Below are 21174 nucleotides of genomic sequence, written 5' to 3'. Positions count from 1 at the left end.
GCTTATCGTGTTTCAGTCGGTGATAGAGCGCACGCCGGGCTTGGCGCGCTCGTCCACCACCAACTCGAATATATCCGGCCGGGCGTAGTGCCCTACCACGTCATAGTCGTACCGCGCGCGCACCAACTCATCGGTATCGATGCGGGCCGTCAGCAGTCCGGCTTCACCGTGCAGTGGCCCGGCGAGAATGTCGCCCATGGGGCCGATGATCACGCTGCCACCGGCAATCAACGCACGGTCCGAAGGCCAATTGGCAACCTCCACGCCCAAGGCTTGCGGCGAGGCCTGCACCTGGCACGCACTCACGACAAAACAGCGGCCCTCATGGGCGACATGGCGCATGCTCACCTGCCACATTTCGCGCTCGTCCACGGTCGGCGCACACCACACCTGCACCCCCTTGGCATACATCGCCGTGCGCAACAGGGGCATCATGTTTTCCCAGCACACGGCGCCGCCAATACGGCCCACCGCAGCGTCGATCACCGGCAATGTCGAGCCATCACCCTTGCCCCAGATCAGTCGTTCGGTGCCGGTAGGCATCAGCTTGCGGTGCTTGGCCACCAGGCCACCGGCGGGCTCGAAGTACAACATGGTGCAGTACAGCGTGCTGCCACTGCGCTCGATCACGCCGAGTACCAGGCTGGCACCGGTACGTGCGGACAACCCCGCCAGCGCCTCGGTCTCTGCGCCGGGCACATCGATGGCGTTGGCGAAGTACCGTGCGTAGGCGTCACGACCTTCAGGCAGGCGGTAACCCAGTTGCGTACCGAAGCCTTCGCCTTTGGGATAGCCACCGAGCAGCGCCTCTGGCATGACCACCAGTTGCGCACCGCTGCGCTGGATGGCGTCCTCGTAACTGAGGATTTGCGCCAGGGTCTCGGCCTTGCCGCCCGGCAACGCGCCAATCTGCAAAGCGGCCACAGTAGAAACAGGCATCACGATCACTCCGGATAAAAGACGGTAGTGCCCCTTCTGCACGAACGAGCTTGAGCGCGGAATACGTTATCAATCTCGCTCCTCCAGGGGGCGGGTTGCCCATTCTCCTGCGAGCGGCGATCATGAATAAAGACCACTTCAGTGCTGAATGATATGCGCCAGATGAATATCGCCCAGGTCGATCTCAACCTGCTGAAAACCTTTGAAGCCTTGCATGACGAGTCCAGCGCCAGTCGTGCAGCGCTGCGCCTGGGCGTGACGCAATCGGCGATCAGCGCCGCACTGAGGCGTTTGCGCGATGTATACGGCGATCAATTGTTCGTGCGGACCGGCCGCGGCCTGGCGCCGACGTTGCGGGCCAATCAGCTGAAGCCGGTCATCAGTGAGGCACTGGACCGCTGCCGGCAGAGCCTGGCGATGGTCAATCCGGATAACCAGCAGTATCAAGGCAGGTCCGTGGTGCTGGGGTTATCGGATGATTTCGAAATTGCCTATGGTCGTCGGCTAATCGCTGAAATCGCAGAGCGTGCGCCCAAGCTCCGGGTAATTTTCCGTCAGACCCACAGCCAGATCGTCGCCGGCGCGTTACTCGATCGCACCTTGGACCTGGCGATTACCGCCGGCGGTTTTGCCCACAGCCGGTTGAGCCGACAGGTGCTGGGGGAAGGTGATTACCGCTGCCTGGTGGATTCGGATCAGCCCCAGATCAGCCTGGAGGCATTCGTCGCGCGCGAACATGTGCTGGTGTCTTCAGGCGGGTTTATCGGGATCACCGACGAGGGGCTGGCGGCGCAAGGGTTGAGCCGCCACGTGTGCGCATCTACCAGCCACTTTGCCGCGCTGCCCTTTTTGCTCAAGGGCAGCCAGGCAGTGGCGACCATTCCGGGACACGCCGCGCAGGCCATCGCCGAGATGACCGGACTGCGCGTGCTGCCCTGCCCGCTGGCGCTGCCGCGCTACCCGATCGAACTGGGCTGGCGTACCCAGGCGCAGCTCGATCCGGTAGTGCTTAAAGTCCGTGAAGCGATTGTGGCGAGTTTTATTTAGCCGCGGCCATCAGCTTGTTGACTTCACTGCGCACCATGTTGGAAAACTCCGGGGGCGACATGCCGTCGAGTTCGGCACGTACCCATTCGGCCCACTTGCCCTTGCGCTTGGCACGTTCGCCGAACAATCGCGCCGCTTCGCCCTTGGCCTTGCCCAGGTTGGTTTGCCACAGGTCGTAGAGACGGGACTTTTCATCTTCCAGCTCGGCGCGTTCGGCGAGGGTCTTGTTGGCGAGATTGAAGCTCATGTTGAATTACCTGCTGCACAAATAGGCGACATCTTACACTGTAGGTCGGATTTTCCTGATCCGGATTTTGCCCCGCATCCGTGCACGGCAAAAAAACTGCAACTTTTGCCTTCGCCCGACACTCCATTGTTCACTGTCACATTCATCTGCAAGGAGTCACACAATGGCCCGCAAAACCGCCGCTCAAGCCGCCCAAGCTGTCGAAGATCAAATCAAGGATCAAGCCTTCAGCGAACTCACGGCGCTGATTGAAGAATCTGACAAACTGCTCAAAAGCAGCGCCGCCTTGGTAGGCGAAGAAGGTGAAACCCTGCGTGAGCAGGTCGCCATCAAACTCAAGCAAGCGCTGGACTCGGTGTCCAACGTGCGCGAGCGCAGCAAGCCAGTGGTCGACGCGACCGAAACCTACATCGGTGGCCACCCATGGCAGACCGTGGCCATCTCTGCCGGCTTCGGCCTGGTGGTCGGCCTGTTGCTGGGCCGCCGTAACTGATGTGCCAGGCGGCGGCGCCGATGGCGCCGCCGCCTGTTCAATCGACCAGCAACGCCTGCAATTGCGCCAGCTCCTGCGCTTGCAGCTCAATCCCCTGCTGTTGCGACTTCATCCGTGTGCGATGACGTCGATCCCCCGGTAACCGCCGCAACCCCGCCGCATGCATCTGCCGCACCAGTTCCTGGCTGCGCTCGGCAAAGCTTTGCCCGGCGGTCTTGCTCGGGTCGATAACGATCAGCAATTGCCCTGTCCAAGGCGTGCGGGCACCCGGATGGTCGGCCCAGTTGAACTCGAACGAGAAGTTGCCGCCGGTCAAGGCCGCCGCCAACAACTCGACCATCATCGATAATGCCGACCCTTTGTGCCCGCCAAAAGGCAGTAGCGCGCCGCCTTCGAGTACGGCCTTGGGGTCTTGGGTGGGCTGGCCGAGACTGTCAACGCCCATGCCCGGCGGCAGGCGCTCGCCCTTGCGTGCGGCGATCTGTACGTCGCCGTGGGCGATGGCGCTGGTAGCGAGGTCGAACACAATCGGCAAGCCGTCGGCACGCGGCGCGGCGAAGGCGATGGGGTTGGTGCCGAACAGCGGCCGGTCGGCGCCATGAGGCACCACGCAGGTCATGCTGTTGACCACGCTCAATGCCACGAGCCCCTCTTCGGCGAAAGGCTCGACATCCGGCCACAGCGCGGCAAAGTGATGGGAGTTGTGAATAGCCAGCAGTGCGATGCCGGCGCTGCGGGCCTTGTCCACCAGCAGCGCGCGGGCCGCCTCCAGCGCCGGTTGCGCGAAGCCGTTACCGGCATCCACCCGCACGAAGCCGGACGCCACATCCGTGACCACAGGCACGGCCTTGCCATTGACCCAGCCACTGGCCAGCGTGCTGAGGTAACCGGGAATGCGGAAGATGCCATGACTGTGCGCGCCGTCGCGCTCGGCGCTTGCGCAATTGTGCGCCAGGATCGACGCAACCTCCGGTGAGGTGCCATGTTTGACAAATATGCCGTGCAGCAACCCCACCAGGTCATTGAAACCGATGAAGGCCGAAGGACTGTCAACTATCGGGGACTGGGCAGACATCTGTAGCTCCGATTTTATAATTGGAAGAGACAACAAGAATCCAGACCGCCGATTAAACAACGCCTCCCGTGCCTGCTGTCAACGGGCGCTTGCGATCCGCCCCGGTTATCGACCGCCACCTGCACGGCACCCGCACCTTGCGTCGCGTCCTAGCGCCGCCAAGTTGGAAGAATCTGCGATGGCACGCGTCGGCCAGGCCTGCTTTTTTGATGAGTACCTGGGCACCACGCGCGGCCGAACGCTCGAAAGCGCCCAAGGGTTGTTCATGAGTAATCTTGAAAGAGGGGTGGACACTCTAGCGGCCAATACCGACTCGATCACTGGCATGATCAGCCTGTTGGGCCTGGAACGGAATGCGGGAGCCTAGGCAGGCTCCCGGCGGGGAACGTCAGTCTTTCTGGTCACGCAGGATATTGCCCGAAGCGCCATCGATGCGCGCTTCATACACCGTGCCGTCGGACTTGCGCCCTTTGACTTCCCAATAGCCATTGTCGTCGGCTTCGGCTGCGTACACCTCGATGTAGCCGGCCTTGGTCTTGGCCACTTCGATCGCTTTCTCGATGGTGATCCAGCCCGCGCCCGGCTTGTCGGCCATGGCCGCGCCAGCGCTGAGCAGCGCGGTGGTTGCACACAGGGCGACTAAGGTTTTCTTCAGCATATTCGTACTCCATTGTGGGAATGACAGACTCATGTCCTGAATTTTTTGGGCATCGCCAAACGAGAATAAGTTCCAATTGATGTGCAATCGCCATGATGGCTGTTCTCGGCATCCGCCTCGGGAGGTTAGAATGTGGGAAATCAGGATGAGTTAATGAGCGAAAAAGCCTTTTCAGAAGCCGAATATGACGCGATCACCGACGCCGCTGCGCATTGGTGCATGCGCTTGCACGCTCGTGATTGCACACCCGGCGAGCGTCAGGCTTTTACGCAATGGCACGATGCTCATCCGCTGCACGCTTTTGAATACGCGGCCATGCTCGAAATCTGGGAGGTCGCCGATCACCTGCCGCGCAGCGAATCGATCCCCGTGGTGGTGCGATCCAAGCGTCCCAGCCGTCTACGCACCTATGCGGTGGCAGCAGCGATTTGCCTGGTAGCCCTGCCACTGGCTGCCGTTACCGGTTGGGAAGCCGGGTGGCTGCCGAGTTCCTATGAACGCTTCGACGCCACCAACGGGTTACGCCAGGTTACGCTGGGCGATGGCAGCCAAGTGGAACTCAACCTTGGCACCGAGCTGGTCTACAGCAACTACAAAGACCAGCGCCGGGTCACGCTGAAAAAGGGCGAGGCGTTCTTCAAGGTCAGCCATGACAGCAACCACCCGTTCATCGTGCACGCAGGCGCAGGCCAGGTACGCGTCACGGGGACCCAGTTCAACGTCTGGAAATATGAAGACCAAGTACGGGTGATGCTACTCGAAGGCTCGGTACAAATTGCCAGCGACTCGGTGCACGGCAGCGTGCCCCTCACCCCTGGCATGCAGGCCAGCTATCAACAGGGCGACGCCCCCCCCCGCGTGCGGGCGATCAACCCGAACGACACCGCACTGGCCTGGCGCCAGGGCAAACTGGTCCTCGACAACCTGGCCCTGGCCGATGCGTTGCCACTGATCAACCGCTACCTGAACAAACCGGTGATGCTGGCCGACGCCAGTACCGGGGCGATTCGCATTGGCGGCATCTACAACATCAACGAGGTCAACAACCTCGTCCCCTCCCTGCCCAAGGTGCTGCCGGTCTACCTGACCCAGAACCAGGACGGCAACCCCGTACTCAACTCCATCCCGCGTAAAACCCCCAAAGGCTGAGCCCTCGCCAGCAGGCGCAGGCGTGTGCACGCCTGAAGTGTCCATTTTCTTTACAGCTGCCTGCCCTGGACCGCCCGTGGTGAGCGGATTCATCGTTTTGCCACGCGCGGTGTTACAGCACTGATACACAGAGGTGAAGCGATTGTGCAGTGGCTGGATAGCCAAGCCTGCGAGGGTCGCTGTCTCACGGCTGATACAGGGCGGCCATCATTTTGCCTGGTATTTATCGCAACCCCTTGAATAACCGAAACTAATAAAAAGCGGCACGGCTTCTGCTCTATCCCTTACAGCGCTGTTTAGGGTCAGCGCGAAGAATAAGGAATGCCGCCGTGATGACACTCACTCAAGGTTCGATGAACGTACTGCTGGTCAGCTGTGTACTCAGCGCCAGTATCAGTCTTCCGACCCTGGCAGGTGACGGTGTGATCGTGACAGGACGTGATGTCCAAGGCCACATGTACGGTCGGCCTTCATTCGGTAAAGACCCCTACCCCACGACCGCCAACGCCAATCCAAGCCGCGAGATCATAAACGCCACGGGCGAACTCAGCGACATGGACATTCGCGGTATCAGCAGCGGCTCGAGCATTACCCGCGCAGTCCTGCCAAACGGCAATATTCCTGGCCTCAACAGCACCCAAGGCAGCGTATCGACACTCGGCTCCGGGGCAGCGGTCGGGCACGGTGCCGGCGCCGCCATGGGCGGGCAGATCAGTGACTCGATCCAGCGTGGCATGGCGCCGTTGAACAACATCGGCAGCATGATGGGGGGCAAATAATGAAGCGCTCCCTGCTTATTCTGGCCCTGCTGGGCAGCACCTGTGCCATGGCCGACAACACCGCCGTGATCACCAACAGCGGCCAAGCCTACAACGGCAACCTGATGATCAACCAGGCAGCCGGCGACCAGCAGCAAACCGCCAATAACCGCGCCGTCGCACTCGGTGGCCAGGCCTCCACCCGCACGATCCAGAACATGAACGGCAAAGTCGACCCCTCGCTGAACGCCAAGGCGACGATCGAAGGCACTTCTTTTACCAATGGCAACGGCATGCTGGGCATCAACCAGTCAGCCGGGGCCAATAACCAATCAATCAATGCCGTGCGGATCAGCATCAACCCTGGCCCGCAAAGCATCGACGACAGCGTCCTGTTGCAACAGAACACGACGACGCTGGCAACCGACTCAGGGCTCACCCCCACCACTGGCAGCCGCCAGGTCGTGACAAGCGACCAGGCCTTCACCGGCAGCCGAGGAGTGATACAGGTGAACCAGAGTGCTGGGGTGGGGAACCGAGTGGCTAACACCCTGGGCATCACTATCAAGTAACAGCTTGGTAGCACACGTTAGACCGTACCAACACTTAACCAACTAATTAGAAGCAAGGAGAAACACCATGAAACCTCAAATGGCTCTGAAACCACTGGTTTTCGCTCTCGCCGCTCTCATGGCTGCTGCTGCTCAAGCAGGTGGCTGGCACCCTGCGCCTCAACCAACCGGCGTGGTTGCCTCCGTGGTTACGGATGTACAAAACAGCGTGGGCAACAAGTTCGACGACACCAAGACCGAAAATAACGCCTCTGCCGATAACTCGGTAAACGGCAACAGTGGTAACACCGGGGTTAACGTTCAAGCCGGCAGTGGCAACCAGGCCGACAACTCTGGCGCCATTTCCAGCGCCAAGGGTGACTTCGCAACCGTGTTCGCCGTGGTCGATGTGAATCAAAACAGCGCGCTGAACAACTTCGTCAGCAAAGGCATTCAGAACAACGCTTCGGTGGATAACGGCATCAACGGCAACTCCGGCAACGTGGGCTACAACGGCCAGGCCGGTCAAGGCAACCAAGGCAAGAACAACCTGTCAATCACCACTGCTGACGGTAAAAACATCGCAGCGGCCGCCAACACCGAGCAAAACTCGCTCGCCAACAACTACCTCAACACTGCGGCTACCAGCCACGGTTATGGCTATGGCAGCAAACCACAGTACGTGTCGAACAACTCCAGCCTCGACAACGCGGTTAACCGTAACTCCGGCAACGTGGGTGTGAACCTGCAATCGGGTTCCGGCAACCAAGGCAGCAACAGCCTGTCGATCGGTCAAGGTTGCACCGTCTGCGCCAGCGGCGTGCGCTTCTGATCCAATCGGGCCTTGGCAACAAGGCCCTTTTTTATTCCAGTGTCCAGCAGGTCACACGATCATGCGCCTCGCAACCCTCACCCTCCTGATGTTGCTCACCGGCCCAACCTGGGCAGGGACCATGGCGATCTCCGCCATGCCCGGCGGTGCAGTCATCTACAAGAAGGTCGAGAGTATCCGTGAACGCCGGTTCGCCAACCTGGTGGAACAGAAAACCGATTTCAGCTGCGGTGCTGCGGCACTCGCCACCATTCTGCGCCAGGGCTATTGGCTGGACGTAGACGAAGACCACGTCATCAAAGGCATGCTGGTCAATGCAGACCAGGACCTGGTACGTACCCAAGGCTTTTCCATGCTGGACATGAAGCGCTACCTCGAAAGCATCGGCATGCGTGCCCGGGGCTACAAGATCGGGCCAGAGACCCTGGTGACCGTGAAGATCCCCGTGGTGGTGCTGCTGGAGATTCGTGGCTACAAGCACTTCGTGGTGTTACAGCGCGCGGACAAGGATTGGGTCTATATCGGCGACCCGGTGCTGGGCCACAAGCGCTATTCACACGACGACTTCGTCAAGGGCTGGAATGGCATCGTCTTCGCCATATTGGGTGAAGGTTACGACAAGGCCAACGCCTTGCTCGACCCTCCTACCCCGTTGACCGCCAAGAACCAGTTGAATGAGTTCAGGCCGGTAGGCGATGCCGAGCTGATGGATTTCGGTTTCATCCAGAGCGACTTCTTCTAAACAAGAAGCGCAATAAGGGGCAGGACGCTCCAGGAGCTGAAGATGAACACTTCCCGTTGGCTGACGGTCTTGTGTCTGGCAGCCTCAATGCCCACTTACGCTTCTTCGGGGTTCAAGCCGATCGAGCTCAAGGATTCGGAAATGGCCGAACTTCGCGGCCGTTATGTGATGCCGGGGCGAATCATCAGCTTCGGTATTGTCATGAGCAGCACCTGGACCAATGCCGTGGGCGACACCATCACCGGCAAAGCCAGTATGCAAGTCGACTCATCGACCATTACCCCGCAGTTCTACGTACAAACCACCGGCGCCAGCGGCACCGGCACCAACCAGAACACCGGCACCGGTAATGTGGTCGGGGGTGCAGGCTTGGGCACCGGTACGGGTGTGACCCAAAGCGTGCGCACCGCCGGCGATGGCAATACCGCCTACAACAACGTCGGTATCAACGTCACTGAAAACGGCTTTGCACCGTCCAACATCGTTCAATCCGGGCAAGTACTGGTCGCCGGTGGCACAGTGACCGGCGACAGCGCGGCAGGCCGTGTGAGCGTCTCGGCCAACAACGGCGGCTTGCAGATGGCGATACAGGCCAACCATAACCAAGGCAATAGCCTCCAGCAGATCGGCAGCGGCCAAGTGCTGCAGGGCACGGTGTTGACCGGCAATACCAACTTCGTCAACAACATGACCCAACTCAATGTGGTGATGGGCAATAACGGCCTGAACGGCCCGGCCTTGAACTGCAATCTGGATCAACTTAAAGGCCTACGCACTCTCGGTTATTGAACTACGCTGACCCTCGACACTTACGCATTAGAAAAGGACGGCTTATTTCATGCATCGATCGTTATCGCTACGTGCGGTGGTCTGTTTAAGTACGCTCTTGCCCGCATCCATGTTGTATGCCGCGCCAGACGCCGATATCGATACACTCAAACAGGAGCTTCTGGAACTCAAGCAGCGGTACGAAGTGCAGCAAAAAGCCCTGGCAGTGTTGGAGCAACGGGTGCGCCAGGTGGAAGATCAACCGGCCACGGCAGCGCCCAAGCGCCTGGCCAAGTCTCCCGCAGACTTCCAGAAAGGCGGCAAGACCGTCGCTGGCACGGGCGCCGCAGCCGCATCCGGCGGCGCGGGCGGCGGCAGTTCTTATGGGCAGTCGCTCAAGGACGATTCGGCCCCAGCACAAAGCGTGAGCAACCTGTACAACGAAGCCAGTGGCTTCTTCGGGAATGGCAAGTTCAGCTTTGAAACCGGCATCACCTATGCGCGTTACGACGCCCGTCAGTTGACCCTCAATGGTTTCCTGGCCCTGGATTCGATCTTTCTGGGCAATATCAACCTGGACCGCATCAAGGCTGACAACTGGACGCTGGACTTGACCGGGCGCTACAACTTCGACAACCGCTGGCAGTTCGACGTCAACGTACCGGTGGTGTACCGCGAATCGACGTACCAGTCGAGCGGCGCCGGCAACGATGCGACGGCCACCTCGGAAGCCGACGTAACCCGCGATCCCACCATCGGCGACGTGAACTTCGGCGTGGCGTACAAATTCCTCGACGAAACCCCCACCTTGCCGGACGCGGTGGTATCGGTACGCGTCAAGGCACCTACCGGCAAAGAACCCTTTGGCATCAAGCTGGTCAGGCAAACCACCAACGACAACCTCTATGTACCTGAAAGCCTGCCTACCGGTAACGGCGTCTGGTCGATCACCCCGGGCATCTCGCTGGTCAAGACGTTCGACCCGGCGGTGCTGTTTGGCTCGCTCTCGTACACCCACAACTTCGAAGATTCGTTCGACGACATCAGCAGTGACGTCAACCAGAAAGTCGGCGGCAAAGTCAGGCTGGGCGACAGCTTCCAGTTTGGCGTCGGCGTTGCGTTCGCGCTGAACGAGAAGATGAGCATGTCGTTCTCGGTCTCCGACCTGGTGCAACGCAAGAGCAAGCTCAAGCCTGACGGCGGGGACTGGCAATCGGTGGTGTCCAGCGACGCGAACGCTGGCTACTTCAACGTGGGGATGACGATTGCTGCATCGGACAACCTGACGATCGTGCCTAACCTGGCGATCGGCATGACGGATGATGCGCCGGACTTTACGTTCAGCTTGAAATTTCCGTATTACTTCTAGGCAATCGCGGGCTGCTACGCAGCCCGACGCGGGGCAAGCCCGCTTGATACAAAAGGAAAAGCCCCGCAACGATAAGGGTCGTTGCGGGGCTTTTCGGTTTACCCGCCCTAGCGGATCTGGTGTTTGTGCAGCAACCGGTAGAACGTGGGCCGGGATACTCCCAGCACGCGGGCCGCGACACTCAGGTTGTCACTGTGCCGGTTGAGCACATCGCACAGTGCCTGGCGTTCGGCGCGGTGCTTGTAGTCTTCCAGTGTAGCCATGGGCGGCGAAATTGCCTGTTGGCCCTGTAATCCCAGATCAACGGCTTCGATCTGGCGGCCTTCGGCCAGTACCAGGCCACGTCGCACACGGTTGGCCAGCTCGCGCACATTGCCCGGCCAAGCGTGTTCGCCCATGGCGACCAGAGCGTCATCGCTGAAGGTGCGCGGGCGGCGGCCGGTTTCCTGGCTGTAGAAACGGGAAAAGTGGTTGGCCAACATCGCGATGTCGCCATGCCGTTCGCGCAACGGCGCGGTGACCACTTGCAGGACATTGAGACGGTAGTACAAGTCTTCGCGAAAGGCGCCCTTCTCCACGGCGGCCTCAAGGTCGACGTGAGTGGCCGCCAACACCCGCACATCCACGGGAATCGGCTGGCTGCCACCGACGCGTTCGATCTGCTTCTCCTGGAGAAACCGCAGCAGGTTGGCTTGCAGCTCCATGGGCAGGTCGCCGATCTCATCCAGAAACAGCGTGCCGCCGTTGGCGGCCTCGATGCGCCCGACCTTGCGCTGATGGGCGCCGGTAAACGCGCCCTTTTCATGGCCGAACAGTTCGGATTGGATCAAGTGTTCCGGGATCGCCCCGCAGTTGATCGCGACAAAAGGTTTGGCGTGGCGCTGGGATTGGCGATGCAGGGTCTTGGCCACCAGCTCTTTACCGGTGCCGCTGTCGCCGCGGATCAACACCGGGGATTCGGTGGGCGCCAGTTTCGACAGCAGTTTGCGCAATTCGCGGATCGGTCGACTGTCCCCCAGCAGTTCATGCTCGGGCTCATCCACCGGTGTGTGACCCTTGCCCCGCAGGCGCGCCATGCCAAAGGCGCGGCCCAGGGTGACTTGGACGCGGGATACGTCGAAGGGCAAGGTATGGAAGTCAAAAAACCACTCGCAGACAAAGTCACCGACGTTCTGCAGGCGCAGCACGTCCTGGCTGAGTACTGCAATCCACTCCGTACCGCTGCGGCCGATCAGCTCCTTGACCGCCTCCGGACGTTCCAGGTGATAAGGCTGCAGGCGCAGCAGGCCGACATCACAGGATCGGTCACCCACGGCTTCCAGTGTGCAACTGTCAACTTCCCACCCGGCCATGCGCAAACCGGGCAGCAACCCGTGGCAGTCGTCACAGGGATCAACCACTAGCAATCGGCGTTGGACGGGGGGTACACCCATGACTGTTCCTTGGCGTCAAAATTGTAAAATTTATTTAGAAACAACAGTTTGTGACGTCTGCTGCTAACCCTAGCAAGGTCCTGACGCAAGCCTTGTACCGTTTCGCTATAAGTCGGGGCAAAAAGCCACCTCGCCGCGTGGCAGGCAAAAAAGTTCGGCAGCTCGCACACTTTCATTCAGCTTTCAAAACAGCCGCTTACATGACGTTAATCAGTAAAAGTTGAAAAAAGTTGTTCTAGCATGTGACCCGAACCCGGCCATCGTGCATCAGTACAAGTAACCCGCCGCACGGTCAGCCCAACCGCCGGCACTCACTTGAATGGGCAATGAGAGAGAACCCACATGAACGCCCCGCTCCGCATCAACGAAGCTCTTTTGATCGCAGACCGTGCTTTCCAGCCCTTTCAGTGCGTGGCCTGGCACGATGGCAATGGCGCCCTCAGCCTGAGTGTCATCGACCGCACCAATACCCGCATCGGCAGTAAACAACTGTCGTCGAGCACCTATACCGACCCCGCGCAGTTGGAAAACTTGCTGTTGCAAGCCCGCGCTGAACTCGATAAAGATGGCCACCAGTTGCAATCCTGGGCAATGCCCAAGTAAGACAACACTGTAACTTGCGCGCCGTGGATTAAAGGCGCGCAAGTTCAGTGTTAATGCGCACGTCGCTTATTGCGCGGCGAGAATAAACCGTTCGATCGCTTCGGCCGCGCCATCCTCGATGTTGCTGCCGGTCACCACGCTGGCCTGGCGCTTGACGGTTTCCTCCGCCTGCCCCATGGCAATCGACAACCCGGCTACGTGAAACATCGCCGGGTCATTGCCGCCATCGCCGATCGCCGCCGTCTGCTCAATGGGTACCCCCAAGTGCGCGGCCAAAGTCTTCAAGGCCTCGCCCTTGTTGGCCAGCATCGCGGTCACGTCCAGGTACACCGGCTGTGAACGCGACACCTGGGCCAGCCCCTGCACCTTGGGCTGCAATTGGGCTTCCAGCTCGACCAGCAACTGCGTATTGAGACTGGCGGCGACGATCTTGTCGACCCGGTCCAGATAGGGCTCGAAACTCTCCACCACCACCGGCCCGTAACCCAAGCCGTCGGCCTCGCGTTGCAGCATGGGCCCCGGCGGATCACGGCGCAGCCAGTCGCCGTCGGCAAACACCCACACTTCCACGTCCGGCTCGGCCGAAAACAGCGCCAGGGTCACCAGCGCGGCTTCGGCCGGCAGGTGATGGGCCACCAGGATGCTGCCATCCGGATTGATCAAGGTGCCGCCATTGAAGCCCGCCACCGGCACATCGATACCGAAAGTTTCGATCAGTTGCAGCATGGCCTTGGGCGGCCGCCCGCTGGCCAGGCTGAAAAACACCCCGCTGTCGCGCAGCGCACGCACCGCATCGGCGGTGCGTTGGCTGAGGCTGTGATCGGGATGCAGCAAGGTACCGTCCACGTCACTGAGGATAAAACGGATGGGATGAATCGCTGCGTCACTCATCCGAGGCTGTGCCAGGCACGACCATCGCGGGCCAGCAAGGCATCGGCGGCGGCCGGACCGTCCTCACCCGCCTTGTAGGCCTGGATACCGTCGTCTTCCTTCCAGGCATCGAGGAATGGCTGCACCGCACGCCAGCCGTTCTCGATGTTATCGGCGCGCTGGAACAAGGTCTGGTCGCCGGTCATGCAGTCATAAATCAGGGTTTCGTACCCGGTCGATGGCTGCATTTCGAAGAAGTCCTTGTAGGCAAAGCCCAGTTGGATATTGGCCATGTCCAGGGTCGGCCCGGGCTTTTTCGCCAGCAGGTCGAACCACATGCCCTCGTTGGGCTGGATCTGGATCTTCAGGTAGGTGGGCTTGAGCTCGTCGACCTCGGTGTCACGGAACTGCGCATAAGGCGCAGGCTTGAAGCAGATGACGATTTCGGTGTCGCGCACGCTCATGCGCTTGCCGGTGCGCAGGTAAAACGGCACGCCGACCCAGCGCCAGTTGTCGATCATCACCTTGAGGGCGACGAAGGTCTCGGTGCTGCTGTCAGGCGCCACATTGGCTTCTTCGCGATAGCCCGGCAGTTGCTTGCCGCCAATTTCGCCGGCGGTGTACTGCCCACGAACCGAGTTGGCTCGCGCATCTTCCAGGGACCACGGGCGTACCGCGCCAATTACCTTGGCTTTTTCACCACGCACGGCATCGGCGCCAAAGGCCGCCGGTGGCTCCATGGCCACCATCGCCAGCAACTGGAACAGGTGGTTGGGCACCATATCGCGCAGCGTGCCGGTTTTTTCGAAGAAATTGCCACGGGTTTCAACACCGACCGTTTCGGCAGCGGTGATCTGCACGTGGTCAATGTAATGGTTGTTCCAGAACGCTTCGAACAGCACGTTGGAGAAACGGCTGATGAGGATGTTCTGCACCGTTTCCTTGCCCAGGTAATGGTCGATGCGATAGATCTGCTTCTCGCTCATCACCTTGAGCAGGCTGGCGTTCAGCGCTTCGGCGGTGGCAAGGTCGGAGCCGAAGGGCTTCTCGATGACCACGCGACGGAAGCTGTCATCGGTTTCGCTCAACAGCCCGGCACTGCCCAGGCGCTGCACCACATCGCTGAAGAAGCGCGGTGCAGTGGCCAGGTAGAACACGGCGTTGCCGGTGCCGCTGTCGGCGATCTTCTTGCCAATGTCGGCATAGGTGCTGTCGTCGAGGAAATCGCCCTCGACGTAGCTGATGCCCTTGGCCAATTGCGCCCACAGCTGCGGGTCGAGGGCGTTGTCCCCGCTGCCCTTGACCTTGCTCGCGGCCTCGGTGCGGATGAAGTCCTCGAGTTTCTTCGCGAAATCGGCGTCGCTGATGGCGTTGTGATCAACGCCGACAATGCGCAGGCCATCGCCCAGCAACCCATCACGACTGAGGTTATACAGCGCCGGCATGAGCAGGCGCTTTACAAGGTCACCATGGGCACCAAACAGAAACAGGGTGGTGGGCGGAGCGGGTTCGGCCTTGGGTTTCTTGCCGTTGGCGGTCATTTTTTGGAAGTCTCCACATGACCACCAAAGCCGAAGCGCATGGCAGAGAGCATTTTGTCACCGTAGGTGCTCTGCTGGCGCGAGCGGAAGCGTGCAAACAGCGAGGTGGACAGCACCGGAACCGGCACGGCCTGTTCCATGGCGGCTTCGATGGTCCAGCGGCCTTCGCCACTGTCGGCAACCGAGCCGGAATAGCCGTCGAGTTTCGGGTCGGTGGCCAGGGCGTCGGCGGTCAGGTCCAGCAGCCAGGAAGACACCACGCTGCCACGGCGCCAGACTTCGGCGATATCGGCCACGTTGAGGTCGAAGCGCTGGTCTTCCGGCAGGTTTTCCGAGTTCTTGGTCTTGAGGATGTCAAACCCTTCGGCGAACGCCTGCATCATCCCGTACTCGATGCCGTTGTGGATCATCTTGACGAAGTGACCGGAGCCCGCAGGACCGGCGTGGATGTAGCCCTGCTCGGCGCGCGGATCGGCGCTGGCGGAACGGTCCTTGGTGCGCGGGATGCTGCCCAGGCCCGGGGCCAGGCTCTTGAAGATCGGATCAAGGCGCTGCACGGTCTCGGCGTCGCCACCGATCATCATGCAGTAGCCACGCTCCAGGCCCCAGACGCCGCCGGACGTACCGACGTCGACATAGTGCAGGCCCTTTTCAGCCAGGGCCTTGGCCCGGCGAACGTCGTCCTTATAGTTGGTGTTGCCGCCGTCGATGATTGCATCACCGTCTTCGAGCAGCGTGCTCAATTCGTTGATAGTGTCTTCGGTGGGCGCGCCCGCCGGCAACATCACCCACACGGTGCGCGGTTTTTGCAGCCCGGCAACCAGGGCCTTGAGGTCGGCAACGCCGGTGGCGCCCTCTTCGCTAAGGCCTTTTACAAATGCTTCGTTACGGTCGTAAACAACGGTGGTATGCCCATTGAGCATCAGGCGCCGTGCAATATTCCCGCCCATGCGGCCTAGTCCGATAATCCCCAGTTGCATGTGCTGATGCTCCTAACTACTAAAAAATGTGTGACATAGTTTATAGCGCAATGAGGCTAATGAGGGTTAGTCCAGCGCGGATACCTGTAGTTTCATGGAAAAAAGTTGCCATCGTTTCACCATCACGGCGCAAAAAGTCACAGGACCATCAAAAATAAAAAAGTTCCCTTGTCCGCAAAAAGAATTCAGAATTACCTCCGACTGCTGCCGAGAACCTCGACTCAAGCGTTCTGGCACACCGCGATACACCGGCTATTTGCGAGGTAAGCAATGAGCACAGCACAGATGAACCGTCCGCCACAGACCCTCTACGTCACCATTCGACGTGATGAGCTGCGCCAGTTGAAAGACGAACGCGAACAGTTGCAGCAGGAAGTCATGCGCCTGCGTTCGCACATCATCCAAGCCCAGTTGGACCAGCCTTCTGGTGCCCAGCCTGCGCTCTGCTAAGCCCGGCCATCACTTTGTAAGATAACCGCTACAAAAATCTCACAAAGTTTTCACATACCCGTCCCGATACTCCCGCCCCCAAGGGCCACCCCATGCATGGGTGGCCTCTGTTGCGCGCGCCCCTGCGCGTCAACTGAAACATTATCGGGTTGGAGCGCTGGATGGCGATGTTCAAACGCAGCACCACGTCTGCGAAAGGCTTTGACTGGGCCGGCCTTGGTTGGCTGTTCCTGTTTTTCTGGTACTTCTCGGGCATTACCCAGCTGCTGATCCAACTGACCGGCACCTCGGGTTTCAGCGGCTTCCGCCAAGCCTTCTTCATGAGCGCGCTGTGGCTCGCGCCCATGCTGTTGTTCCCGCACCGCACGCGACTGCTCGCCGCCTTGATCGGCGTAGTGCTGTGGGCATGCTCCATGGCCAGCCTGGGTTATTTCTTCATTTACCAGCAGGAATTTTCCCAAAGCGTCATCTTCATCATGTTCGAGTCGAACATCTCTGAAGCCGGCGAATACGCCACCCAATATTTCGCCTGGTGGATCGTGCTGGCGTTCATCGCCCATACCGCCTTCGCCGTGTTCCTGTGGACCCGCCTGCGCCCGGTCTACCTGCCTCGCGGCCAGTCGATGCTGGCAGCAGCAGCCATCGTGCTGGCGGTGGTGGGTTATCCGCTGGTCAAGCAGATCGCTACCAGCGACAACATGGAACAGGCTATCGATCGTTTTGAAACCCGCATCGAGCCGGCCGTGCCATGGCAGATGATCGTGGCTTACCGTCGCTACACCGAGCAACTGGATAACATGCAAGGCATGCTTACCAGCGCCAGCCAGATCCCGCCCTTGAAGAACCTCAAGGACAGCATGGCTGGCCAGCCGTCCACGCTGGTGCTGGTGATCGGCGAGTCCACCAACCGCCAGCGCATGGGCCTGTACGGTTACCCGCGTAACACCACACCAGAACTGGACAAGCTGCGCGACCAATTGGCGGTGTTCAATAACGTCATCACCCCGCGCCCCTATACCATTGAAGCGCTGCAACAGGTGCTGACCTTCGCCGACGAAGAAAACCCGGACCTGTACCTCAAGACCCCGTCGATTGTCAGTGTGATGAAACAGGCGGGCTACAAGACCTACTGGATCACCAACCAGCAGACCATGACCAAGCGCAACACCATGCTCACGACCTTTTCCGAACAGGCCGACGAACAGGTGTACCTGAACAACAATCGCAACCAGAATGCCCGCCAGTATGACGGCGATGTGCTGGCACCGTTCGCCAAGGCCCTGGCCGACCCTGCCGAACGCAAGTTCATCGTGGTACACCTGCTGGGTACTCACATGAGCTACCAGTACCGCTACCCGCCGACCTTCGACAAGTTCACCGATCGCCAGGGCGTGCCGGCTGGCGTCAGCGATGCACAGTTGCCGACCTACAACAGCTATGACAATGCCGTGCTGTACAACGACTTCGTGGTGTCGAGCCTGATCAAGGACTACGCCAAGACCGACCCCAACGGCTTCCTGCTGTACCTCTCGGACCATGGCGAAGATGTCTTCGACTCTGCAGGCCATGGCACCCTGGGGCGTAACGAGGGCAAGCCGACGGCGCCGATGTACACCATCCCGTTCATGGCCTATGCCTCACCCAAATGGCGCGAAACCCACGACTGGAGTTTTGCCGGCGACCTGCATCGCCCTTACAGCAGCTCGCAATTGATTCACACCTGGGCCGACCTGGCCGGGCTGAGTTTCGATGAATGGGACCGCAGCAAGAGCCTGGTCAGCGACAGCTTCAAGCCGCGCCCCTTGATGATCGGCAACCCTTACGAGCGCCAGCAGAAAGGCTTGATTGACTTCAGCCTGATCAAGCCGAAAAAGACCACGAACGAGGTGGTGCTCCAAGAGCCCTTGTAACAGAAAGATAACAATCATTCTCGTTTAATCCTAAAGTTCCCCGCCTCCTTTCGTCTTTGAGCCAAGGCCTTTTCTCACCGAGAAGGCTTCAAAGACGACAAGGAGTCTTCCGATGTTCGCGCCCTTAACCCGTTCCATGACCCTCACCCTCGGCCTGCTCACTGTGGCAGTAAGCCCGGACCTGCTGGCCGAAACCGACCCCGACAACAACGCCCTCGAACTCGGCGCCACCAGCATCACCGCCGAAGGCCTGGGTGCCACCACCGAACACACTGGGGCCTACACCACCGGCTCAATGAGCACCGCCACCCGCCTGAACCTGTCGGTCAAGGAAACCCCGCAATCGATCTCGGTGATCACTCGCCAGCAGATGGATGATTTCAATCTCAATACGTTGACCGACGCCCTGCGCCAAACCACTGGAGTGACGGTCCAGCACCTGGATTCGGACCGCGCTGGCTATTCATCGCGCGGCTACTCCATCAACAATTTCCAGGTGGACGGCATGCTCAATACATTTGGGCGTATGAAGTCGGACTCCGACACCATCATCTACGACCGTATCGAAGTGGTACGCGGTGCGACCGGGCTGACCACGGGAGCAGGCGATCCGTCGGCCACGGTCAACATGATCCGCAAGCGCCCGACTTCACAGTGGCAAGCCAAGGCCGGCGTCAGCGGCGCCAGCCATGACAACTACTACAGCTACCTGGATGTGGGCGGCCCGCTGGCGTTTGATGGCCGCCTGCGCGGGCGTACCGTGATGGCGTACCGCGACAGCCAATCCTTTCGTGATAACTATGCTCTGCAAAGGGAAGTCGGCTACGGCATTCTCGAGGCTGATCTGACAGACGATACCGTGATAGCCGTCGGCTTCGATTATCAGAACAAGCATGTCCAGGGCACTTCATGGGGCACACTGCCCTATTGGAACAGCGATGGCAGCAAGGCCCGCTTGTCACGCTCCGCCAACATGGCCACCGACTGGAGTTCCTGGCCGCTGAAGGACAAGACCACCTTTGCCTCCCTCGACCACAAACTGTCCGAGGACTGGCGCCTGAAGGCCGCCTACACCCACCGACAAAGCGATACCGACGGCAAGGTGTACTACGGCGGCGCGGGATTCCCGAATCCGGATGGCAGCGGCATGACCGCCTGGACCAACCAGATGGTCGGCACCTCGAAAATGGATGCCGTGGACTTCAACCTCGCCGGTGCCTACACACTGCTGGGCCGCGAGCATGAATTGATGGTTGGGTATGGCGAGTCGGAGCAGCGGGACTCCTCGCCCTATCAGCGCTACAGCACACCCGATGGCTACGAAACGATCCCTGATTGGCAACACATGGGCGGTATCGTCAAGTTTCCCGACCGTACTACCGGACTCAAGGGCCCACACTCCAGCAAACAACAGAAGGCCGGGTACCTGGCCACTCGACTGAGCCTGACCGACAGGCTGCACGCGGTACTGGGCAGCCGGTACGGCAGTTGGGAAATCGAAAGCACCCCTGTTGACTACGACGCCAATAACCAGCGCATCCCCGAACCCAAGACCCGCCAGACCCACAACGACATGTGGACGCCCTACGCAGGGCTGCTCTACGACCTGACGCCGCAATACACGGTATATGCCAGCTACACCGATATCTTCAATCCGCAGGACGAACGTGATGCCAGCAAGAAATACCTGGAACCGGTGGTGGGCAGCAACTACGAAATCGGCCTCAAGGGCAGCCTGCTGAACGAGCGGTTGAACCTGGCCGCCGCTTACTTCTGGAGCACCCAGGATAACGTGGCCGAACTCGACAATGCGGCCCCACCAGACCCGATCACCCGCGAGCAGTTCTACAAGTCCGGAGGCAAGGGCAACAAGGTGCAGGGTTTTGAAGTCGAGGTGTCCGGCGAAGTCATGCGCGACTGGAACCTCACCGCCGGTTACACCTACACCCACTCGCTCAACGGCGATCAGCAACGCAACAACACCGATCAACCGATGAACCTGCTGAAGATGTCGACAGCCTATCGCCTGCCCGGTGAATGGCGTGGCTTGACAGTGGGGGGTGCTGTCAATTGGCAGAGCGACTTCTACGCCTTTGCCGGGCGCCCGACGGGAGCAAGGAATCAGGACGGCGATCTCATCACGACACCGACCAAGATCACCCAACAGGCCTACACCGTGGTCAACCTGATGTCGCGCTACCAGTTCGATGAACGTGTTTCGACATCAATTAACGTCAACAACCTATTTGATAAAAAATATTACGAACGTGTCGGTTTCTATAATGGCGTGTATTGGGGCGACCCGCGCTCAATCACGTTGGCATTGGACTGGAAGCTGTAAGTAGCTTTAACCAGAAGTTAACGAAATTGTTAACTTCTGGGGTTATTCGCGTTAATTCCTACTTAATAAACTCACGCCAAACTCGCCCCATGAATCTGATCAAGGACAGAGCGGATACCGATCACTCTTAATGGGAATACTGCCATGAAACTCTCGACCCTGATGCTTGCCAGCCTAATGACCCTGACCTCAGCCGCCGCCTTTGCCGAAGGCGGTTCCGAACGCTCGAAGGAGTTCTACAACAACTTCACGTTCATGCAGCAGAAGACTCACGGCACCGCTGAGCAAACTGCCCAGGCCGATGGCAAGAACGCAAAGAAAGAAGCCACTGGCCTCTCCACCGCCGAGCAACAACCGAACACTTGATTCAGCGGCACATCTGATTTAACCGCACACCCCCTTACCCTACTGCTCCTAT

At 59.8% G+C, this 21174-nt stretch carries 23 protein-coding genes; 15 read left to right on the top strand and 8 right to left on the bottom strand.

Features of this window, described 5'->3' with window-relative positions; all coding sequences use genetic code 11:
* Positions 1-12: 12 nt before the first annotated feature.
* Positions 13-939, bottom strand: coding sequence for a carbon-nitrogen hydrolase family protein (locus tag CQ002_RS19490; RefSeq protein ID WP_105162083.1), 927 nt, complete (start codon positions 937-939; stop codon positions 13-15).
* Positions 940-1092: 153 nt separating this feature from the next.
* Between CQ002_RS19490 and CQ002_RS19485 the strand changes: the two genes are divergently transcribed.
* Positions 1093-1986 carry a LysR family transcriptional regulator gene (locus CQ002_RS19485; protein ID WP_105163121.1) on the top strand — a complete coding sequence of 298 codons (894 nt, stop codon included), beginning with the start codon at positions 1093-1095 and terminating at the stop codon, positions 1984-1986.
* Here the strand turns inward: CQ002_RS19485 and CQ002_RS19480 are convergent.
* The gene (locus CQ002_RS19480) at positions 1979-2233 is read right to left on the bottom strand and encodes a hypothetical protein (protein ID WP_003190904.1); all 255 of its coding nucleotides are present in this window, start codon (positions 2231-2233) and stop codon (positions 1979-1981) included. The genes CQ002_RS19485 and CQ002_RS19480 overlap by 8 nt on opposite strands.
* A gap of 163 nt (positions 2234-2396) precedes the next feature.
* On the opposite strand from CQ002_RS19480, the gene CQ002_RS19475 reads away from it, so the two are divergent.
* The gene (locus tag CQ002_RS19475; protein ID WP_034104648.1) at positions 2397-2726 is read left to right on the top strand and encodes a YqjD family protein; all 330 of its coding nucleotides are present in this window, start codon (positions 2397-2399) and stop codon (positions 2724-2726) included.
* A 37-nt stretch (positions 2727-2763) separates the two neighbouring features.
* Here the strand turns inward: CQ002_RS19475 and CQ002_RS19470 are convergent, their stop codons facing one another.
* The gene (locus CQ002_RS19470; protein WP_034104646.1) at positions 2764-3801 is read right to left on the bottom strand and encodes an Ldh family oxidoreductase; all 1038 of its coding nucleotides are present in this window, start codon (positions 3799-3801) and stop codon (positions 2764-2766) included.
* Positions 3802-3979: 178 nt separating this feature from the next.
* Between CQ002_RS19470 and CQ002_RS19465 the strand changes: the two genes are divergently transcribed.
* Positions 3980-4168, top strand: a complete 189-nt coding sequence (locus tag CQ002_RS19465; RefSeq protein WP_105162082.1) for a hypothetical protein — start codon at positions 3980-3982, stop codon at positions 4166-4168.
* A 21-nt stretch (positions 4169-4189) separates the two neighbouring features.
* Here the strand turns inward: CQ002_RS19465 and CQ002_RS19460 are convergent, their stop codons facing one another.
* Positions 4190-4459 carry a PepSY domain-containing protein gene (locus tag CQ002_RS19460; RefSeq protein ID WP_034104642.1) on the bottom strand — a complete coding sequence of 90 codons (270 nt, stop codon included), beginning with the start codon at positions 4457-4459 and terminating at the stop codon, positions 4190-4192.
* Between the two features lie 153 nt (positions 4460-4612).
* On the opposite strand from CQ002_RS19460, the gene CQ002_RS19455 reads away from it, so the two are divergent.
* From CQ002_RS19455 to CQ002_RS19425, 7 genes are all read left to right on the top strand, one after another.
* Positions 4613-5608 (top strand): FecR family protein, encoded by a 996-nt coding sequence (locus tag CQ002_RS19455; protein WP_105162081.1) that lies wholly within the window; start codon positions 4613-4615, stop codon positions 5606-5608.
* 329 nt (positions 5609-5937) lie between these two features.
* The gene (locus CQ002_RS19450; protein WP_034104638.1) at positions 5938-6387 is read left to right on the top strand and encodes a hypothetical protein; all 450 of its coding nucleotides are present in this window, start codon (positions 5938-5940) and stop codon (positions 6385-6387) included.
* Positions 6387-6938 carry a hypothetical protein gene (locus CQ002_RS19445; RefSeq protein WP_034104636.1) on the top strand — a complete coding sequence of 184 codons (552 nt, stop codon included), beginning with the start codon at positions 6387-6389 and terminating at the stop codon, positions 6936-6938. Before CQ002_RS19450 ends, CQ002_RS19445 begins: the two co-directional genes overlap by 1 nt.
* Before the next feature lie 67 nt (positions 6939-7005).
* Positions 7006-7749, top strand: a complete 744-nt coding sequence (locus tag CQ002_RS19440) for a hypothetical protein (RefSeq protein ID WP_105162080.1) — start codon at positions 7006-7008, stop codon at positions 7747-7749.
* Positions 7750-7810: 61 nt separating this feature from the next.
* Positions 7811-8491 (top strand): C39 family peptidase, encoded by a 681-nt coding sequence (locus CQ002_RS19435; protein ID WP_034104632.1) that lies wholly within the window; start codon positions 7811-7813, stop codon positions 8489-8491.
* Between the two features lie 42 nt (positions 8492-8533).
* The gene (locus CQ002_RS19430; RefSeq protein WP_034104630.1) at positions 8534-9280 is read left to right on the top strand and encodes a hypothetical protein; all 747 of its coding nucleotides are present in this window, start codon (positions 8534-8536) and stop codon (positions 9278-9280) included.
* A gap of 49 nt (positions 9281-9329) precedes the next feature.
* A complete protein-coding gene (locus tag CQ002_RS19425; RefSeq protein WP_034104628.1) occupies positions 9330-10628 on the top strand; it encodes an autotransporter outer membrane beta-barrel domain-containing protein in 1299 nt (432 codons plus the stop codon).
* A 107-nt stretch (positions 10629-10735) separates the two neighbouring features.
* On the opposite strand, the gene CQ002_RS19420 is transcribed toward CQ002_RS19425, so the two are convergent.
* Positions 10736-12061, bottom strand: a complete 1326-nt coding sequence (locus CQ002_RS19420) for a sigma-54 dependent transcriptional regulator (RefSeq protein ID WP_069023369.1) — start codon at positions 12059-12061, stop codon at positions 10736-10738.
* A gap of 342 nt (positions 12062-12403) precedes the next feature.
* Here CQ002_RS19420 and CQ002_RS19415 point away from each other — a divergent pair, with 342 nt between their 5' ends.
* Positions 12404-12664, top strand: a complete 261-nt coding sequence (locus CQ002_RS19415) for a hypothetical protein (protein ID WP_034104624.1) — start codon at positions 12404-12406, stop codon at positions 12662-12664.
* 66 nt (positions 12665-12730) lie between these two features.
* On the opposite strand, the gene CQ002_RS19410 is transcribed toward CQ002_RS19415, so the two are convergent.
* From CQ002_RS19410 to gnd, 3 genes are read right to left on the bottom strand one after another with little or no spacing between them, the layout of a single operon-like run.
* A complete protein-coding gene (locus CQ002_RS19410) occupies positions 12731-13555 on the bottom strand; it encodes a Cof-type HAD-IIB family hydrolase (RefSeq protein ID WP_034104622.1) in 825 nt (274 codons plus the stop codon).
* On the bottom strand, positions 13552-15075 hold the full coding sequence (zwf, locus tag CQ002_RS19405; protein WP_034104620.1) for a glucose-6-phosphate dehydrogenase: 1524 nt from the start codon (positions 15073-15075) through the stop codon (positions 13552-13554). Before zwf ends, CQ002_RS19410 begins: the two co-directional genes overlap by 4 nt.
* A complete protein-coding gene (gene gnd / locus CQ002_RS19400) occupies positions 15072-16055 on the bottom strand; it encodes a phosphogluconate dehydrogenase (NAD(+)-dependent, decarboxylating) (RefSeq protein WP_034104618.1) in 984 nt (327 codons plus the stop codon). Before gnd ends, zwf begins: the two co-directional genes overlap by 4 nt.
* Before the next feature lie 270 nt (positions 16056-16325).
* Between gnd and CQ002_RS28250 the strand changes: the two genes are divergently transcribed.
* The 4 genes from CQ002_RS28250 (at position 16326) to CQ002_RS19385 (ending at position 21122) form a co-directional block, all read left to right on the top strand.
* Positions 16326-16505 (top strand): DUF6026 family protein, encoded by a 180-nt coding sequence (locus tag CQ002_RS28250; protein WP_141537479.1) that lies wholly within the window; start codon positions 16326-16328, stop codon positions 16503-16505.
* Between the two features lie 161 nt (positions 16506-16666).
* A complete protein-coding gene (locus CQ002_RS19395) occupies positions 16667-18415 on the top strand; it encodes a phosphoethanolamine transferase CptA (RefSeq protein WP_105162079.1) in 1749 nt (582 codons plus the stop codon).
* A gap of 112 nt (positions 18416-18527) precedes the next feature.
* Entirely contained in the window at positions 18528-20756 is a 2229-nt protein-coding gene (locus CQ002_RS19390) for a TonB-dependent siderophore receptor (RefSeq protein ID WP_069023374.1), read from the top strand.
* Positions 20757-20900: 144 nt separating this feature from the next.
* Positions 20901-21122, top strand: coding sequence for a hypothetical protein (locus CQ002_RS19385; protein ID WP_034104612.1), 222 nt, complete (start codon positions 20901-20903; stop codon positions 21120-21122).
* Positions 21123-21174 lie beyond the last annotated feature (52 nt).

The sequence above is a fragment of the Pseudomonas sp. MYb13 genome (genome assembly GCF_002980075.1).
GTDB classification, from domain to species: domain Bacteria; phylum Pseudomonadota; class Gammaproteobacteria; order Pseudomonadales; family Pseudomonadaceae; genus Aquipseudomonas; species Aquipseudomonas lurida.
This window is presented reverse-complemented; position numbering and strand designations above follow the sequence as displayed.

Bases quoted from the DNA above. Each gene is read 5' to 3' on its own strand.
- CQ002_RS19460 (WP_034104642.1), bottom strand. From the start codon at position 4,459: ATGCTGAAGAAAACCTTAGTCGCCCTGTGTGCAACCACCGCGCTGCTC.
- CQ002_RS19425 (WP_034104628.1), top strand. From the start codon at position 9,330: ATGCATCGATCGTTATCGCTACGTGCGGTGGTCTGTTTAAGTACGCTC.
- CQ002_RS19435 (WP_034104632.1), top strand. From the start codon at position 7,811: ATGCGCCTCGCAACCCTCACCCTCCTGATGTTGCTCACCGGCCCAACC.
- CQ002_RS28250 (WP_141537479.1), top strand. From the start codon at position 16,326: ATGAGCACAGCACAGATGAACCGTCCGCCACAGACCCTCTACGTCACC.
- CQ002_RS19395 (WP_105162079.1), top strand. From the start codon at position 16,667: ATGGCGATGTTCAAACGCAGCACCACGTCTGCGAAAGGCTTTGACTGG.
- CQ002_RS19445 (WP_034104636.1), top strand. From the start codon at position 6,387: ATGAAGCGCTCCCTGCTTATTCTGGCCCTGCTGGGCAGCACCTGTGCC.
- CQ002_RS19385 (WP_034104612.1), top strand. From the start codon at position 20,901: ATGAAACTCTCGACCCTGATGCTTGCCAGCCTAATGACCCTGACCTCA.
- CQ002_RS19410 (WP_034104622.1), bottom strand. From the start codon at position 13,555: ATGAGTGACGCAGCGATTCATCCCATCCGTTTTATCCTCAGTGACGTG.
- CQ002_RS19485 (WP_105163121.1), top strand. From the start codon at position 1,093: ATGCGCCAGATGAATATCGCCCAGGTCGATCTCAACCTGCTGAAAACC.
- CQ002_RS19420 (WP_069023369.1), bottom strand. From the start codon at position 12,061: ATGGGTGTACCCCCCGTCCAACGCCGATTGCTAGTGGTTGATCCCTGT.
- gnd (WP_034104618.1), bottom strand. From the start codon at position 16,055: ATGCAACTGGGGATTATCGGACTAGGCCGCATGGGCGGGAATATTGCA.
- CQ002_RS19480 (WP_003190904.1), bottom strand. From the start codon at position 2,233: ATGAGCTTCAATCTCGCCAACAAGACCCTCGCCGAACGCGCCGAGCTG.
- CQ002_RS19430 (WP_034104630.1), top strand. From the start codon at position 8,534: ATGAACACTTCCCGTTGGCTGACGGTCTTGTGTCTGGCAGCCTCAATG.
- CQ002_RS19440 (WP_105162080.1), top strand. From the start codon at position 7,006: ATGAAACCTCAAATGGCTCTGAAACCACTGGTTTTCGCTCTCGCCGCT.
- CQ002_RS19415 (WP_034104624.1), top strand. From the start codon at position 12,404: ATGAACGCCCCGCTCCGCATCAACGAAGCTCTTTTGATCGCAGACCGT.
- CQ002_RS19470 (WP_034104646.1), bottom strand. From the start codon at position 3,801: ATGTCTGCCCAGTCCCCGATAGTTGACAGTCCTTCGGCCTTCATCGGT.
- CQ002_RS19490 (WP_105162083.1), bottom strand. From the start codon at position 939: ATGCCTGTTTCTACTGTGGCCGCTTTGCAGATTGGCGCGTTGCCGGGC.
- CQ002_RS19465 (WP_105162082.1), top strand. From the start codon at position 3,980: ATGGCACGCGTCGGCCAGGCCTGCTTTTTTGATGAGTACCTGGGCACC.
- zwf (WP_034104620.1), bottom strand. From the start codon at position 15,075: ATGACCGCCAACGGCAAGAAACCCAAGGCCGAACCCGCTCCGCCCACC.
- CQ002_RS19475 (WP_034104648.1), top strand. From the start codon at position 2,397: ATGGCCCGCAAAACCGCCGCTCAAGCCGCCCAAGCTGTCGAAGATCAA.
- CQ002_RS19455 (WP_105162081.1), top strand. From the start codon at position 4,613: ATGAGCGAAAAAGCCTTTTCAGAAGCCGAATATGACGCGATCACCGAC.
- CQ002_RS19390 (WP_069023374.1), top strand. From the start codon at position 18,528: ATGTTCGCGCCCTTAACCCGTTCCATGACCCTCACCCTCGGCCTGCTC.